The organism is Alkalispirochaeta alkalica DSM 8900 (assembly GCF_000373545.1).
Lineage (GTDB): Bacteria > Spirochaetota > Spirochaetia > DSM-27196 > Alkalispirochaetaceae > Alkalispirochaeta > Alkalispirochaeta alkalica.
Genome location: NZ_KB891700.1, coordinates 13820 through 29575 on the forward strand (window position 1 = coordinate 13820; position 15756 = coordinate 29575).

13 protein-coding genes and 2 tRNA genes are annotated in these 15756 nt (G+C 57.9%); 7 read left to right on the forward strand and 8 right to left on the reverse strand.

The window, feature by feature from the left end:
• Positions 1-139: 139 nt before the first annotated feature.
• Complete coding sequence (locus B071_RS19850; protein WP_438829603.1) at positions 140-766, forward strand: 4Fe-4S binding protein; 627 nt, start codon at positions 140-142, stop codon at positions 764-766.
• Between the two features lie 4 nt (positions 767-770).
• On the opposite strand, the gene B071_RS0105665 is transcribed toward B071_RS19850, so the two are convergent.
• Positions 771-2162: an MATE family efflux transporter gene (locus tag B071_RS0105665; RefSeq protein ID WP_018526138.1), complete on the reverse strand. Its 1392-nt coding sequence runs from the start codon at positions 2160-2162 to the stop codon at positions 771-773.
• A gap of 141 nt (positions 2163-2303) precedes the next feature.
• On the opposite strand from B071_RS0105665, the gene B071_RS0105670 reads away from it, so the two are divergent.
• A complete protein-coding gene (locus tag B071_RS0105670) occupies positions 2304-3428 on the forward strand; it encodes a PQQ-dependent sugar dehydrogenase (RefSeq protein WP_018526139.1) in 1125 nt (374 codons plus the stop codon).
• On the opposite strand, the gene B071_RS18305 is transcribed toward B071_RS0105670, so the two are convergent.
• The 3 genes from B071_RS18305 to B071_RS0105685 are packed head-to-tail and all read right to left on the reverse strand — an operon-like array spanning position 3373 to position 6339.
• A complete protein-coding gene (locus B071_RS18305) occupies positions 3373-4581 on the reverse strand; it encodes a sensor histidine kinase (protein ID WP_157703047.1) in 1209 nt (402 codons plus the stop codon). The genes B071_RS0105670 and B071_RS18305 overlap by 56 nt on opposite strands.
• Complete coding sequence (locus B071_RS0105680; RefSeq protein ID WP_018526141.1) at positions 4578-5255, reverse strand: cobalamin B12-binding domain-containing protein; 678 nt, start codon at positions 5253-5255, stop codon at positions 4578-4580. Before B071_RS0105680 ends, B071_RS18305 begins: the two co-directional genes overlap by 4 nt.
• Complete coding sequence (locus tag B071_RS0105685) at positions 5242-6339, reverse strand: HD domain-containing phosphohydrolase (RefSeq protein WP_018526142.1); 1098 nt, start codon at positions 6337-6339, stop codon at positions 5242-5244. Before B071_RS0105685 ends, B071_RS0105680 begins: the two co-directional genes overlap by 14 nt.
• Before the next feature lie 406 nt (positions 6340-6745).
• On the opposite strand from B071_RS0105685, the gene B071_RS16140 reads away from it, so the two are divergent.
• Positions 6746-7459, forward strand: coding sequence for a CPBP family intramembrane glutamic endopeptidase (locus B071_RS16140; protein ID WP_018526143.1), 714 nt, complete (start codon positions 6746-6748; stop codon positions 7457-7459).
• A gap of 55 nt (positions 7460-7514) precedes the next feature.
• Positions 7515-8576, forward strand: a complete 1062-nt coding sequence (locus B071_RS0105695) for an alcohol dehydrogenase family protein (RefSeq protein WP_040587547.1) — start codon at positions 7515-7517, stop codon at positions 8574-8576.
• Between the two features lie 51 nt (positions 8577-8627).
• Here B071_RS0105695 and B071_RS0105700 read toward each other — a convergent pair whose 3' ends face one another.
• Positions 8628-9806, reverse strand: coding sequence for a helix-turn-helix transcriptional regulator (locus B071_RS0105700; protein WP_438829597.1), 1179 nt, complete (start codon positions 9804-9806; stop codon positions 8628-8630).
• On the opposite strand from B071_RS0105700, the gene B071_RS0105705 reads away from it, so the two are divergent.
• Positions 9764-10399, forward strand: a complete 636-nt coding sequence (locus B071_RS0105705; protein WP_018526146.1) for a hypothetical protein — start codon at positions 9764-9766, stop codon at positions 10397-10399. The genes B071_RS0105700 and B071_RS0105705 overlap by 43 nt on opposite strands.
• A 159-nt stretch (positions 10400-10558) precedes the next feature.
• Here B071_RS0105705 and B071_RS0105710 read toward each other — a convergent pair.
• The 3 genes from B071_RS0105710 to B071_RS16145 form a co-directional block, all read right to left on the reverse strand.
• Positions 10559-10632: transfer RNA gene (locus B071_RS0105710), tRNA-Arg, on the reverse strand.
• A gap of 15 nt (positions 10633-10647) precedes the next feature.
• A tRNA-Pro gene (locus B071_RS0105715) sits at positions 10648-10720 on the reverse strand.
• A 64-nt stretch (positions 10721-10784) separates the two neighbouring features.
• Positions 10785-11741: an ankyrin repeat domain-containing protein gene (locus B071_RS16145; RefSeq protein ID WP_083914546.1), complete on the reverse strand. Its 957-nt coding sequence runs from the start codon at positions 11739-11741 to the stop codon at positions 10785-10787.
• Positions 11742-11894: 153 nt separating this feature from the next.
• On the opposite strand from B071_RS16145, the gene B071_RS0105725 reads away from it, so the two are divergent.
• Together B071_RS0105725 and B071_RS0105735 are read left to right on the forward strand one after the other, a co-directional pair.
• The gene (locus B071_RS0105725; RefSeq protein ID WP_018526148.1) at positions 11895-12713 is read left to right on the forward strand and encodes a Cof-type HAD-IIB family hydrolase; all 819 of its coding nucleotides are present in this window, start codon (positions 11895-11897) and stop codon (positions 12711-12713) included.
• Between the two features lie 1238 nt (positions 12714-13951).
• On the forward strand, positions 13952-15595 hold the full coding sequence (locus B071_RS0105735) for a histidine kinase dimerization/phosphoacceptor domain -containing protein (protein WP_438829604.1): 1644 nt from the start codon (positions 13952-13954) through the stop codon (positions 15593-15595).
• Positions 15596-15756 lie beyond the last annotated feature (161 nt).

Sequence of the window (15756 nt, forward strand, 5' to 3'; positions counted from 1 at the left end):
GAGAACGGGGAAACCCCGATACCATATGAAGAAAAACCGGATTTTCTCACGCACCCGACGGGTGGCCTGGCTTCTGGTACCCATCCTCGCCCTGGGATCGCTCTATCAACCCCTGCTTGGCCTGGGCGTGGTGGGAATCATGATTATCATCGCCGGCACCGGCCTCTTCCGGGGAAGNTTTTTCTGCGGNCACCTCTGCCCCCACGGGAGCCTTTTCGACCGGTTCATGCTGCCCCTGTCGCTCAACAGAAAGTTTCCCTCCTTTCTGACCTCACCCGTGGCAAAGTGGGGATTTTTNACNCTTTATATGGTCATGTTTACCCTGCGGCTCGCCCGAATTCTGCCCTTCGTCGGGGACGGCCAGACNCTGGAACGCCTGGGAGCCCTCATGGGGATCCAGTATCTGGCGATGCCCACCGTTGTGGGCCTGACCCTCTCCTTTCTGAACCCCCGAACCTGGTGTACGGTCTGCCCCATGGGAACCTTTGGGGAAGTTCTTCACAAGACAGGAACAACCCTGGGAGCAAGNCGCACCCGGGACCGCCTGCTGACCATCACAGAGCCGGGAAAATGCATTTCCTGTGGAATCTGCGCGCGGGTCTGCCCTATGCAACTGACTCCCCACACCAACTTCAATCAGGCGGGTCAGTTCACCGATCCCGCCTNTATCCGCTGCGGCACCTGTGTTGCCCACTGCCCCCCGGGAATACTGACCTTCGCCAGCGAAGNTGATCTGACGCAGCTGAAAGAAGCTTCCCGGCCCTGACCGGTTACACCAGGCTCGGCATGGCGGGGTCAGTCAGGGCGTTCCGAACCTCAAGACGCTCTCTCAGCATCCTTCTGGCCCAGATGAGNCTGAACAAGGCTGCGCTCCAGTTAACCAGGACCAGCCCCCAGAAGACGCCCCCTTCCTCCATCCCCAGGACAAAGGCAAAAAGAGGAAAAACCAGGAAAGGGGCCGCCACCTGCCGATAGAGCGCAACCCAGACGATCATCCGGGGGCGCTTTAATCCCTGGAGCAGGGAATTACTCATGTTAATGAGNATNTAACTGAAAAAGGTAAGACCCTGTATGTAGAGGTAGGTACGACCGATCAGCAAGACCCTCTCGTGGTCTGTAAAGAGTCTCAGCAGGAAGGGGGCCAGGGCAAGAACCGGNGTGAGCACCCCCACGGTCACCACCAGGGAACAGCGAAGGGACCAGGAGAAGGCTTCCTGCACCCGCTCCAGATGCCCTGCGCCGTTGTTCTGGGCTACCACCGTGGCCAGGGCGATGTTGAGCCCGAGCAGGGGAAGCAGAGCGATCTGCTCTATACGCAGGGCAGCTCCGTAGGCAGCCAGGGGATCCCTGCCGAAGCGGGAGATAAAAAAGTTGATCACGAAGGAGCCCAGGGTCATGACCAGGAAGTTCAGCGTTGCGGGCAAGGCCTGTCTGACCAGATCTCCCAGAAGATCCCGGCGAGGCAGAAAGTCTTTTCCCGTGACGCCCTGAAACGTCCCCCACCTGCGGGCTTCGCGCAACAGATAGATCCCTCCCAGGCCGAAAAGCAGAACCGTCGCCAGAGCCGTCCCCGCTTCTTCAAGGCGGGGAACAACCCTGATTCCCCGCAGGTCCAGACCAAACATGAGGATTGGATCGAGAAGCAGATTTGCCAGGCTCATGCCGATCAGGAGATTTCGCCAGGACCGGGTATTTCCCCGAGCCTGGAGCCCGGCATTTACCGTATTTGCCAGAATGATCAGGAACGAACCTGCCACAATGACACGCATGTACCGGAGCCCTCCCTGGAGGACCCTTCCCTCGGCACCAAAAAAACCAAATATCAGGGGGAGCGTAAAGAACAGCGGCACTGCCACCAGGAGCGTGCTCGCCAGAGCCAGCACAACCGCCTGGGACTGGTACAAAACCGCCCGGGAGCGATCCCCCTCGCCCAGAGAATTGGCGATCAGAGCCGCACCGCCACTCTGAATACCGATAGCGAGACTCAGAATGATGAAATACACCGGGAAGGAGAGGGAAAGGGCGGCGAGAGAGTCCGTGGATAACCGGCCCGCGTAGAATGTGTCCACCACATTGAAAAGCGTATTGAAAAAGTATCCCAGGCTCGCCGNCACCGCGATTCGCCGGATGAGCCCCGGGATCGGGTCCCTTGTAATATCCACACACTCCTCCTGTTGCTAATCTATCCAAAAGAACCGTTGCCGGACCAGTGGAACCGGCACAGAAAAAAGGAGCGGAATGAAGGTGAAGCCTGTACGTTTGCGGAACATCTTTAGTACCCTCTATTTATGAGATTATTTGTAATGTTTTCTACAGCGGTGCTGTTATTCTACGGTCAGGTCGATCTTCCGGGCCAGAACCGGCAGCAGGGATCTCCCGGCGCGAGCGAGGAACACTCCTTCCATCTGGAGACGGTCGCCACGGGGCTGGAGCACCCCTGGGCCATTTCCTTTCTGCCCGACGGTTCTGCCATCGTAACAGAGCGACCGGGAAGGGCCTACCTCCTGGAGGGAAGCGATCTTCACCAGCTCTCGGGCCTCCCCCCCGTCCAGGCGGGAGGCCAGGGAGGGCTTCTGGATGTTCAGCCCCACCCGAACTTCCACGAGAACGGGCTGCTCTACTTCTCCTACGTTACAGCCGGACCAGGGGGTACAGGAACCGCCATCGGCCGGGGACGGCTCCAGGGGCTGGAGATCCGGGAGTGGGAGGAAATCTTCCGGATGAACCGCTTTTCCCGGGGAGGGAGACATTTTGGCTCACGCCTGGCCTTTCTTCCCGATGGAACGCTCCTGGCGACCCTGGGCGACCGGGGTGAGAGCGATCGGGCTCAAGACAGGGACGACCACGCCGGGAGCACCATTCGAATCGGGGAGGATGGATTAATCCCCGGAGATAACCCCTGGCCCGACACGCCGGGAGTACAGCCCGAGCTCTTCAGCTGGGGAAACAGAAACTCCCAGGGAATGGCTGTAGACAGCGCATCGGGACGAATCTGGCAGACCGAACACGGGCCGCGCGGGGGTGATGAGCTGAATCATATCCTGCCGGGACGAAACTACGGATGGCCCGTGATCAGCCACGGCGTAGACTATCGTACCGGCGAGCCTCCCGAGAAGGGAACCCGGCATCCCGGCATGGAACAGCCTCTTCTGCACTGGACCCCTGCCCTGGCACCCTCGGGGCTGGTTCTCTACACCGGCGAAGCCTTCCCTGCCTGGCAGGGAAACCTTTTCGCTGGAGGGCTGGCGGGCAGACAGATCCGCCGGATCGTTCTGGAGGGAGAGCGCATCATCGCCCAGGAGGTTCTTCTGCACGACCAGGCGGGGCGCATACGCGATCTGGCCCAGAGCCCCCAGGGGTTTCTGTACCTGGTTACCGATCATCGGAAGGGCTCGATTCTCCGCCTTGTTCCCCTTGAAGAAGAATAGGATCCAATGAGTCTTTGGGCGGGATAACCGGTGTCAGGGGGAGGGAAAAACAGAAGGAACTCCCCCCACCGTGGCGGGGCTCGTACCAGATCGTTCCCAGATGACCCAGGACTATTTTCTGGGCGATCGAGAGCCCCAGGCCCGTGCTGGTGGCGTTTTCGGGGAGTTGCACCGAGATTTTTGAAAAGGCCTTGAACAATTTGGAGCGATCCTTCTCGGGGACGCCCGGCCCCCGGTCGCTCACGGTAAAGACCACCTGGTCCGCACCACGGAGTGCAGCGATATCCACAGTTTCACCCCGGGGAGAAAACTTGACGGCGTTCGATATCAGGTTGTTCAGGACCTGCTCGATCTTGAGGGGGTCACAGGCGAGCGGGGGCAACTCATCGCAGGCGACGAGACGCAGGGCGACTTCTCTCTGGTCCGCCAGAATCTGATTCACCCTCACTATTTTCCGCAAGAACTGAGGAACCTCAACGGGTTCGATATCAAGGTTGAGTTTTCCCATCTCGATGCGGGCCAGGGTAAGAAGATCGTCCAGAAGACGCAGCATGAAATTGCTCGAAGCCTTGATCATATCCAGAAGCTCGTACTGATCCTGATTGAGGGCATCGACGGAATTATCCAGGAGGAAGGAACTCAGGCTGAAGATGGCGCTGATGGGGTTGCGGAGGTCGTGGGCGGCCATTCCCACGAACTGGTTTTTCAGATCGTTCAGCTTTTTCAGTTCGGCGTTCTTTTTATAGAGTTCCCTGTTCAGATTTGCGGCCTCGGCGTTCAGGCTGGTCAGACTTTCCTGCAAGTTCACCAGCTCTTCCACCGGGAACTCTCCCAGGAGGATCCAGCCCTGATCACCAAGATCCAGCAGCCGAACCTGCACGGTCTGGGGCAAGTTCTCGCCACAGGAGATGGTAAGCCCCTGGGGCGCTCGGGCCAGATCCTTCAGAAAATCCCGGGGATCGTCGTGGCGGGAAAAATCGGGAGTCATCTCGGAAAAGGGCCTCCCCCGAGGGTCTTCGCCGTAGAGCTCCAGGGCGTACCGGCTGGCGTCGAGCACCGTTCCCTGGTTGTCCAGGAGCAATACGTAAAGAGCCCCCTCATTTAGCAGAAATTGAAGGAGTTTCTCCCGCACCAGGGAATCATCGAGGGTCATATCCTGCCCCCGCCAGACTGACACAGCTCGCTCAGACTACCTCCTTCGAGCATGTCTTCCAGTGTCGTCAGGGAATCCACGTAGAGAACGCCAGGCTGATTAAAAACAGAGCTCCCCTCCCCCACCTGAAAGGCCCGACCTCCCAGGAGAACAGGAAGCGAGGGGTAACGCTCGCGAAGGTGTGCCAGCACACCATCAAGTTCTTTCAGATGCGCAGCGACGCTCACGGAGAGAGCCAGAAGATCGGGATCTTTCTCCTCAACGATTGAACAGAGCTGGGACAGGGGCGTGTTGGCACCCAGAAAATAGCCATCCCACCCGTGGAGCTCGAAAATATCAGCCACCATCTTTCCGCCCAGCTGGTGATACTCCCGGGCCAGACAGGAGATGACAGCCTTGCACCCGCAGTGGTCCGCCCCGAAGATACGGGGATAGACCAGGGACAGGAGGTTCTCCGTGATTGCCGTGGCGATGTGCTCCACGGCAACGGAGATCCGGTTTGTCTCCCAGAGGTAGCCAATTTCGTAGAGCGACCGCTGGAACACCGCGAGATACAACTCCCGGACCGCCATATCCCCGGCGAGCCAGGTCTGGACCCAGCCGTAGCACTCGCCCTTCCTGCCCGCACGTAAAGCCTCAAAATAGGATTGATAGTCTTCTTCACGTACCGTCATACCGATAAACCTCGCTGTGGTGGTGTTGATCAGCAAAGGTCCGGCGTATCTCGCAGATCTCCGGGAGGAGCTGATCGAACCAGCGAACCAGATCCGGATCAAAGTGTCGGCCGGCCTGATCGCGGATCAGATCGGCAGCATCCTCCACGGACCAGGCTTGCTTGTAGGGCCGAACCGATGTCAAAGCATCAAAGACATCGACCACGGCGACAAGACGCGCCGAGAGGGGGATAGATTCCCCCCGGAGCCCTCGGGGATAGCCGGTCCCATCCCATTTCTCGTGATGGGCCAGGGCGATTTCCCGAGCCAAATAAAACAGGTCGCTCTCGCCGGAGAGCAGATCGGCGCCAATGAGGGTGTGCCCCTTCATGACCTCCCACTCCTCTGCGTTCAGCGGCCCCGGCTTGAGCAGGATACGATCGGGGATCCCGATCTTGCCCACATCGTGCATCGGAGCGGCGTGGAGCAGCATCTCGCACTCCTCCTCGCTCCAACCCAGGTGCCGCGCGAGCAGAGCCGCTCCATGGCTCACCCGAAGCACGTGCTGGCCCGTCTCGTTGTCGCGGTATTCAGCGGCCCGACCCAAACGGTGGATCACCTGCATTCGGGTCCGCAGGAGATCGGCCGTTCGTTCCTGGACCATCCGATCCAGGAGCTCTTTTCGGGCGTGGAGCATTTTGTGGGCCAGATGAGCTTCCAGCATGTTACGAACCCGGGCCAGCAGTTCATCGCCATCCACGGGCTTTTTTATGTAATCCCGGGCACCGGCCCGGAAGGCCTGGAGCAGAAATTCCCGTTCCCCCCGGGCAGTCAGGACCATCACAGGAGCCATAACCTCAATATCGAGGGATTGCAGAGCAGCCATAACCTCGTAGCCATCCTGGTGAGGCATGGTCAAATCCAGGAGAACCAGGTCGGGCAGAATTTCCTCGTACTGCTCAACGACCCTGCGGGAATCCTGGACCTCGAAAAGATTCCGGTACCCCCTGGACTCCAGTATCGAGCGCAATACCCGCAGGTTGGAAATCTCGTCGTCCACCATCAGAATCCGGGCCGAACTGATCAGGGGAGTCAGGTCAGTCATGGTCCCCTCCCGGCGGAGGAAGCATACGCAAGGAAGAGAACGAGCAGATCTGAGCAGCGCCACCCTGCATCCTGTTTCAGGAAAAAGAACATCATGCCAGTCGTTCCTCCAGTATTCCAAAGCACCCCGTGCGCCCTATCTCTGCAGGGCATCAGTAACCGGCGACTATGCCGTGCAATTTCAATAAACCGCTATGACCAATTTTGGTTACCCCTCTGCCGGTTGTCAAGAAAACCCGGGAGATGCTTTCCCGCTAACACCAATCGGCACACAGAAAATACCCAGCACGCCCATTCTCCAGGAGTCGTCCTCTCTTCATCATTGTTTTCTCTACTCCTGGTCTTCCAGGGAGACCCTGTAACGATGACCTCTTTGGGTGTATAACTACCCTACCAAGGAGCGTACAATGCGGGAAAAACCGGTGTCCCCGGGGAAGTCAGTTCTGGTGTTCTCTCTTTTCACGGCCCTCTTCTATTTTCTCCTGGTCACCCTGCACCCCCTCCTGAGATCGGTCACAGCCTGGAATCCCGCTCTCTACTGGTTCGTGACGGGGTACTTCCTCTTTGTACCAATGGCGGTCTACGCAGTCGGCAGCGTACGAAGAGAGGGGTTCCTCTCGGGGGCAGCAATTCTGCGGGGTCTGGGCGTCAGAAACTTGTCCCCACGGGACTGGAAATATTCAATTATGGGGTTACTGATCCTCTTTCTCTGTACCGGACTGATCTTTGGCGTTTCCCATGTGCTGAGTTCGCGCTTTGGTCTTCGGGAACTATCTACGACGCCCTGGTTCATTGAGATGCACCCTTTTCAGGGTCTCGAGAAATTGCTCCTGCTGATCTGGTTTCCAATGTTTTGCTTTAACATTCTTGGAGAAGAACTGCTGTGGAGAGGGTATATTCAGAAAAGACTTTCCGCGAGATACGCCTGGCCACTCTGCTCCCTGCTATGGTTTCTGTTCCATCTGCCCTTCGGGGTCGACTTGATGATCATGTTGCTTCCAATAACAATTATTGTCCCCTTTGTGTTTTACAGGACCCGGAATACCGCCGTGGCTATCTTCATCCATGGAATGTACAATGGTCCGATCTTTGTTGCCGTAGCGCTCGGCCTGGTATCATAGCATGGCCATTTCCTGCAACCAGCTTTCTCTGAACAGGGGGTCCCGGGAATCACTCATGAAGGCCGTTGTGACCACCGGCCACGGAGGCTACGAAAAGCTCGAGTACCGCGACGTGCCGATCCCGATCCCTGGCCCGGGGGAGGTAGTACTCAAGGTCCTGGCTGCGGGAGTGAACAACACCGACGTCAACACGCGACTGGGGTGGTACTCATCATCCGTACAGAGCGGGACCAACCGTCTATCCACCGCAGGAGAGGGTTCCCCGATTGAGAAGGGCGGCTGGAACAGCACAACTCCCTTCCCCTTAATCCAGGGAACCGACTGTTGCGGAGAGGTGGTCTTGCTGGGCGCTGGTGTCACAGGCCCGAAAGCAGGCACCCGGGTATTGGTGCGCCCCTGCATGCGGGTGAAGGGCTTCTCTTCGCCCGAGAATATCTGGATGGGCTCTGATTTTGACGGCGCCTTCGCGCAATATCTCAGGGTACCNGCACGCGAAGTCTTCGAAGTCTGCTGCGAATGGACCAGCATTGAGCTCGCGACCCTACCGTGCGCCTACGGAACCGCAGAAAACATGCTGGAGAGAACCGGGGTCGGGACCTCGGANCACGTACTCGTGACCGGAGCGTCGGGGGGTGTTGGGTCAGCGGTGGTTCAGCTTGCCAAGCGACGGGGAGCCCGGGTCACTGCCGTGGCGGGAGATACCAAAACAGGTTCTGTCAGGAATCTGGGAGCTGACACCGTTATTCCCCGGGGAAGCGATCTCTGCGCCGAGCTCGGCGGAGCGGGCATTACCGTCGCCATAGACAACGTGGCAGGGGAGAACTTCGGCACGATCCTGAAAATAATTGCTCGGGGCGGTCGCTATGCCTCATCGGGCGCAATCGCCGGCCCGATGGTCACCCTGGACATGCGTGACCTCTATCTCAGGGACCTGAACCTGATCGGCTGCACNGCCTGGGATGAGCAGGTCTTTCCGAATCTGATCGGATATATTGAGAGAGGCGAGATCAGACCNCTGGTCGCACAGACCTTTNACCTGCAAGAGATAGCGATCGCACAGCAGAAGTTCATGCAGAAACGCCATTTTGGAAACTTTGTGCTGATACCTCCCCCGTGATTCGATGAGNCACCACAGGAAACACCGGCGCGAGAGCCAGCCTGCCCGGGGCTACCGGTATCGGGCGGCAACCTGTTCTGCCGATTCCCGAATGATGGTACGGATATGCTCCGGTTCCAGAACTTCCAGATGGGGGCCAAAGGAGAGCAGATATCCGTAGAGCCAGCGATCTTCGGGCATGCACAGCGTCACCAGAGAGGTTCCGTCGGGCAGGAATTCCACCTGGTCACAATCGTAACACTCCTCCACCACCGGACGCAGAGGCGGAGAAAATTTCAGGGAAAGCTTCACCGAGCCCGGAGGCGTGTCTCCCTGGACCTCNCCAAGAAAGGCTGCCAGGGTCTTCTTCTTTCGGACGAAACGGGGCGACAGAATCTCGGGGTCAACGATTCGGGAGATCTTGAAGAGACGGTAGTCCTCCCTGAGCCGGCAGTAGCCGTAGAGGTACCACGAGCGCCACCGGAAGGCGATTGTCAGGGGTTCTATCACCCGGAGAGAGGACTCGAGCTTGTTGCTGGTATAGGAGAATCTCAGGGGGCGTTCCTCTTCCACGGCGCGCCGGACCAGGCGGAAGAGATCTCCCCTCCGGGGATCTCCGCCGAGCATGGTAAAGTCGATGGAGAGCTTCTCGCTCCGTTCGGCCAGCAGATCCATGCTGCGGTCCGGCAGGAGCGCTCTGATTTTTTCGAGGGTTTCCCCGAAGGTCTGATCCGATATGGAGGCCCCCACGCTCTCCAGGGCGGTAATGATCCGATAAAAATCATCAACCGTGATCAGCTGCCGGTCCAGCTTGTAGGAGTCCATGATCCCGTAGCCCCCACCGGGCCCCTGTACCGCGTAAATCGGGATCCCTGCCAGTTCCAGGGTCTGCATATCACGCTGGATCGTTCTGACGGTGACCCCGAAACGCCGGGCAAGCTCACGAGCACAGAGGCGATCGTGGTTCAGGAGACACATTATTATGGCAAGGAGCCGGTCTATCTTCACAGGGACAAGTGTAGCACTCAAGACACAGCCCGACAATTTTGGCAGGCCCATGCGGAGAGCTGTGGTGGCTCCTGGATCTGGACAACGCAGCACGAATGCGTTGGAATAGGAGCGGGANGAAATGGCTCCTCCACTCAAGTTGAGAGTATCGCAGTGCTTGAGACAATTGGACACACACCGTTTTTCAAAAGGATGCGCCCATGACCTTTTATCGAATTCTTTTTTTACTGATTGCAATCGCATCGACGGCGCAGGGAGCAACACAGGGAGAACAGACCCATCAGTTACTCTTTAAAAGCGGAAGCACCATCTGGATTGCTGAAGACATCGGCGGGGCCTATGAACTGTCGGTCCTGCATCAGATCGTGATTAGTGATAGCGGTGCCGTCGGCGGAGAATCGCTACGGAGCAATCATGCCGACTGGTCGTTTGTCGACAAACTGAAAGAACATTTTCAGATTGATCCGGTGATTGAACTGACATCGCAAGACCATACGCAATGGGGGAATCCCAGGCTGGACTGGACAGTGCACCCCCCTGCCGGGAATGCTTCGCTTGAGCAGGCCTTCGTCGCTCACGTCCATGATGGGGGAGATAATGCCAAGACCTTTTACGCCACGCACGCCGGAGAGGGTCGACATTCACCGATCGTTAAATCCATGAACACCAGGCCGCTGCTGTTCTCAGATCGCGGGCTGTTTTTTAATTACACCATCAATACGGCCTGGTACTTTCCCCGTAGCCGACTGTTGCTGGTCTTTACACACCAACCGACACGAGCCGTTGGATTGGATACCATGCACGGCTTTGTCCTGATGGAAGTCTTGTCTGAATAATGAGTCATACCGGCGTTTCCGGGAAAGCAGAGCCTCTCAATCCAGAGGAAAAAAGGGATTGCCGTGACTCATGTCAGATTTTTGTGCGATTTTTGTGCGACTCCGCCGCACCCGCTCTTTAAGTTTCTTGCAGATCGTTGTCCTTAAACAACTTACAAACGCGCCCAACAGGACTCGAACCTGTGACCCTCGGCTTAGAAGGCCGATGCTCTATCCAGCTGAGCTATGGGCGCACGAAGAGGGAACCGTCGGGGTGGCCGGACTCGAACCGGCGGTCTCCTGCTCCCAAAGCAGGCGCCTTAGCCACTAGGCTACACCCCGTATCTGCGGTGGCCGATTATAGAAAGCATTGGAGGCCCCCGTCAAGCGCCTTGTGCAGCTCTCGTCACGGGTCCTCTTCATCGGGCAGATCGGCTTCGGTCTCTCGGGCTTCCTCTCCGGTTTCGTTCCTGGCCTCGCTCTCCCGGGCATCGATAAGATCCAGGACCAGCTCCAGCCGAAAAAGCTCGGCGTATTTGCGCGCCGACATCCCCAGCTGATCCTTTATGTGGGGGTCCGCGCCACCCATCAGCAGAAGTTCCGCCGTCTTCTCCGCTCCCTGCCCCACAGCAAGAACCAGCGCCGTCTGGCCGTTCTTGCTCTGTCCGTCCAGAGCAGCCCCGGCGTGAAGGAGGAGCCCCGTGAGCTCCGAGTTTCCATCGGCGGCGGCGTCCATAATAGGAGTGTTTCCCCGGTCCTCGCTGACGGCGTTAACATCGGCCCCATGGCTGACAAGAAACTGAACCATACCGGTATGGCGGTTCCGTACCGCACAGCAAAGAAGCGGGACCCCCTTGTTATCCCGTGCGTCGGGGGAAAACCCTCCCTGAATGTAGCGCTCTACCGCTACCAGCACACCTTCGGACACGCAGTCTGCCAAGGCCTGATCGGTGAGCGCATAGCCGAGGTTCGTCAGCTCCTCCCTGGCACGCTGGCGATCACGCTGAGCGGTCCAGCGTGCCCGCTCTTCCGTGAAAAACTTTATCAGCGCCGGAACGGCGGATATACAGGTCTGGTCGCTCAGATAATCGGGGAGTTCAAGGTTTGCAGAGGAATAGATGATCCAGGGGATATTGCGCCCGCAGAAAAAACCCAGGGCGTAATAATAATCCTTCGAAAGGAGGCAATCCTCCTGCATCAGCACGACAGCGTGAGTAGCCTCGTTCAGACTCGTCGTGAGCGTGCGAATGCCCTCCTTGCCAAGAAAGGCCATTCCGGTCTGAAATGATTCCCGGGCAAGTTCTGCGCAGAGCTCCCCGGCGAGAGTTTCCTCCGAGGGGGGGGCAAGCATGACTATTTTCATGACAATCCTTTGTCCATAATCGTGATCCTACTCTATTGGTAATCATCGGCCGGAAAAATTACTTTCTGAACAGGGCCCTTCATCCTCATCACTACAGGCGGGGACCTCCGACGGCTGGAGCTTTGGGGAGAAATAGCGTACAGTCCTGGCGCCATGTTTAAACTTTTTGCGTCAGATATTGATTACACCCTTCTCCCCCATCAGGGAGAAATTGCTGCTGATGATATCGCCGCCCTGCAACGGCTCCACGAGGCGGGGATTCTGGTCGTTCTGGCAAGTGGCCGGGCCACGGGCAGCACACAAAAAATTCTGGACCATATCTTCCCCGAGGCTCCTCCCGAATATTTTATCTCCTATAACGGGGCCAGGGTCATGACTGCCGGTAACCCCACCCCCCTGGTGGCGCGCAATATTGCTCCCGACCTGGTAACAGAGATTCGCACCTGGTGTCTCCAGGAAGGGGTAACTCTTCAGGGCTACGAAGGGTCCACCATCCTGGTGGAGACAGACAATCCCTACGTCGGCCGCTACGCCGCTGCCTCGGGCATGGGCTACGAGGTCGTCACCAACATTGCCGAAGCGGTACACTCCCANGGTGGAAGCCCCAAGCTCGTCTGCCACGACCGGCCCGAACGGCTGGCCGGCCACATCGAGAATCTCAGACAGCTCGGGCGGGGGCGCTGGACCGTGGTGACCTCCATGCCCCATTTCATCGAGATCGTGGCAGATAACACGAACAAGGCAACGGCCCTCCAGGCACTGGCTTCACACCGGGGGATCTCCATGCAGGAGGTGATCGCCATAGGAGATAACCTGAACGACATGGAAATGATCCAGGAAGCGGGGGCCGGTGTTGCTGTGGCAAACGCTGTGGACGAACTCAAGGCTGTAGCCGATTGGGTCACCCGGCGAACCGTTTCGGAGGGCGCCGTGGCCGAGACCGCACACAGAGCTTTCCCTGACCTGTTCTAGAGATTCCACGGAGGAGGAATACGAGAGGGTTTAAGGTTCGTTTAAGATTCATCCCTCATAATGGGTCTGTCTGTCCAGANCGCCCCCGGAAGAGAAACTCTGGGGGCGCGCCAAAACAAGAATGGACAGAGACACCCAGAGGAGGAATGGATGAACAGAAGAAAAACCCGTTTTGTTGCGATCATAGCGACCGTGACAACAGTTCTGGCCCTTGGAAGCTGCGCCATGATGGAAGGACTTGTCCAGGCTGTCGCCGATAGCTTTTACTTTACCCCGGCCCAAAGCTTGAATAGCTGGTTCAGTAGCTTGGGGGATGATGCCGATAGCGTCAAAGACAATGCCATGATCGCCCACACCTTTGATCCCGATTCTCCGGCAGCAGAGGCGGCTATCAACCCCGATACCTACCGGGGCACCATTATGGATCCCGCCTCGTCTCCCAAAATCAGCGACGTCAAGGTCGAGGGGAACACCGCCACAGGATCCTTCACGAGCGACGCCGCCCAGGGCACACACTCCTTCAGGGCTACCTTTACGAACGCCGNCGAGGGGGAGACTGCCAGCGACGGTTCTCCCAGAGAGCACTGGGTTATAACCTCGTTCCAGATTTTTTCAGGTTCCAGGCCCTCGGGAACTCCCGTTTTCAGCATGTGATCCACGAGGGGGGAGTTCCCCCCTCCCTTCTTCTGCGGATCTCTCGATAAATTTCGGGTTACATTTGCTCCGCTCCTCCCAGAGCACTACACTGGGGTAGGATGGGACAGCAAGAACGGCAGCAAAAGCCCCGGGAGTCCAGAGTTCTTCTGGTGGCACAGGATCCAAAACTGATCTCTTTTGTCAGTCGCGTGGTGGATTCGCTGGGGCATCTGCTTTCGGTGGTGGCCACCGGGGAGGCCGCCCGGGAATTCCTGGCTGCCCACCCCGATCCTCCCCTGGTCCTGATCGATCAGGACGAGCCTGTCGTCGGGGGGCACAAAGTCTGGGGTCAGGAAAGGAACNGCTTCTCTCCGGGGAGGGGGGGCNCNGATGAGGCGGCCACCCGACTGGATCTCCTGACCACACAGGATATTCCCCTGGTCTTTCTTTCTTCCCGGGATCGATCCCCTGATACTACCGGGGTACCTGATGCCACCGAGGCAGAAAAAGCATCCCTTTCCGGCCCCNCTCTCCCGGGGTCGTTCCCCCGAACCTCGATTCCCAGAATGGGCGATCACCAGACCTATGCAGCAGCTATTACCATGGCTCTGCAGCTGTTGCGGGCTCAACAGGAGTTGCTCCATTCCCGGCAGGCTCTGAGCCGGAGCGAGCATCAGTATCGNTTGCTTTTCCAGCACATCCCCCTGGCCTTCGCCGTTCACGAAATGATCTACGGCAGCGACCAGGAACCCCTGGACTACCGCTTTATCGAGATAAACCCCGCCTTCGAGGANATCACCGGCCTTCGCAGAGAGCATCTTCTGGAGAAGACGGTTCTGGAGGTAATGCCCGACACAGAACGCTCCTGGATAGAGACCTACGCCGAAGTGGTCCGCACGGGCGAACCCACCCTGGTCGAGTCCTACTCCCGGGAACTGAAAAAATACTTCTCCGTTCGGGCTTTCCGGATTCACCCCGGGCACTTTGCCGTGATCTTCACCGATGTAACGGCGGAGACGCGCAAACGGAAGGCTCTTCAGGAACAGGCCCGGGTACTGGGGATTCTGGCCGAAGCATCGGAGCGGTTTCTGGAACTCGATCTCGGTGATTTTGATTTTCAGGAAATTACCGAGACGGTCCGCTCGATCTCAGGTGCGATCTTTGTGATGTATAACGCCTTCTCCCGGGACGGCTCGCGCACCATAACACGGGCCGTGGCAGGCCCGCCCGAACTGGTTGCCGATGTCTACGAGACCCTGGGGCATGCCCTGCCGGGGCGCACCTGGACGTTCGACACGAGCCGCCGGGACCTTTTTCGGGAATCACCTTTCCACGTGTTCCACCGCGTCTCGGAGTGGACGGCCGACCTGGTTCCTCCCAAGCTGGTGATCGCCCTGGAGGCGCGGTGGAACCTGGGAGAGACAGTAAACCTGCTTCTCCGCCACGAGGAGCAGCTTCTGGGAGATATCAGCATGGTCATGCCCGCAGGGCAGGCCCTGCGCAANCGCCCACAACTGGAGATCTACGCACGGAATGTAGCCCTGGTGATCATGCGCAAACGCTCGGAGGAACGCATCCAGCGTCTTCTCCAGGAAAAGGAGCTACTCCTTCAGGAAACACAACACCGTATCAAGAATAACCTGAACGTTACGGCGAGCCTTCTGAGCATGCAGGCCCTGGCAACGAATCAGCCCGAGGCGGTGAAGACACTTCTGGACGCGAGTTCCCGGGTAAAGACGATCCGCCGTCTCTACGAAGAGCTGCATCTCTCGGAAAATGCCCGACAGTTGGCGGTACGAACCTACCTGAGGCCTCTGATAGACGAGATCNTGGCAATTTTCCCCGATGCCGGGAACTTCCAGGTCCAGACAGATCTGACCGATTTCAAGCTCAGCACAAAACTTCTCTCATCAATCGGCCTTATCGTCAACGAACTGATCACCAACGCCATGAAGCACGCCTTTCCCCGGGAGTATTTGGAAAAAACGGGGATTACCCCCAGCCTCAGGATCAGCGCCACAGAAGACGGCGGGTTTCTCTACCTCTCTGTGGCCGATAACGGTGTGGGTCTCTCCGAGAGCGCCCGGAAATGGTTCAGGACCAGGGATGATCATCGCTCCTTTTCGGGAAGCAACTTCGGCATGCTTGTTATTCACTCCCTGGTAGAACAGGTTGATGGACTCCTGGACATTGAGAGNGGGACGGGCACCACCTACCGCATTACGGTTCCCCTGGTGGTTTTCTAGGTCTCAATGATTCGAACCCCTCATGCGTAGATGCATCTTTCACTCCTCCCGGCCTTGAGAGGGAACTCTGCTGGTTGGTGAAGTTTTCCAGACTACCTCAGGATCATCTTTCGTACTGCTCCTGCGTCCGCAATACTCCATTATGGTTATTAAATTCACTT

What these genes read in the sequence shown, in the direction of transcription:
- B071_RS0105705 (WP_018526146.1), top strand. Translation starts at nt 9,764, where the DNA reads ATGACCTTTTATCGAATTCTTTTTTTACTGATTGCAATCGCATCGACG.
- B071_RS16140 (WP_018526143.1), top strand. Translation starts at nt 6,746, where the DNA reads ATGCGGGAAAAACCGGTGTCCCCGGGGAAGTCAGTTCTGGTGTTCTCT.
- B071_RS0105670 (WP_018526139.1), top strand. Translation starts at nt 2,304, where the DNA reads ATGTTTTCTACAGCGGTGCTGTTATTCTACGGTCAGGTCGATCTTCCG.
- B071_RS0105680 (WP_018526141.1), bottom strand. Translation starts at nt 5,255, where the DNA reads ATGACGGTACGTGAAGAAGACTATCAATCCTATTTTGAGGCTTTACGT.
- B071_RS18305 (WP_157703047.1), bottom strand. Translation starts at nt 4,581, where the DNA reads ATGACCCTCGATGATTCCCTGGTGCGGGAGAAACTCCTTCAATTTCTG.
- B071_RS0105685 (WP_018526142.1), bottom strand. Translation starts at nt 6,339, where the DNA reads ATGACTGACCTGACTCCCCTGATCAGTTCGGCCCGGATTCTGATGGTG.
- B071_RS16145 (WP_083914546.1), bottom strand. Translation starts at nt 11,741, where the DNA reads ATGAAAATAGTCATGCTTGCCCCCCCCTCGGAGGAAACTCTCGCCGGG.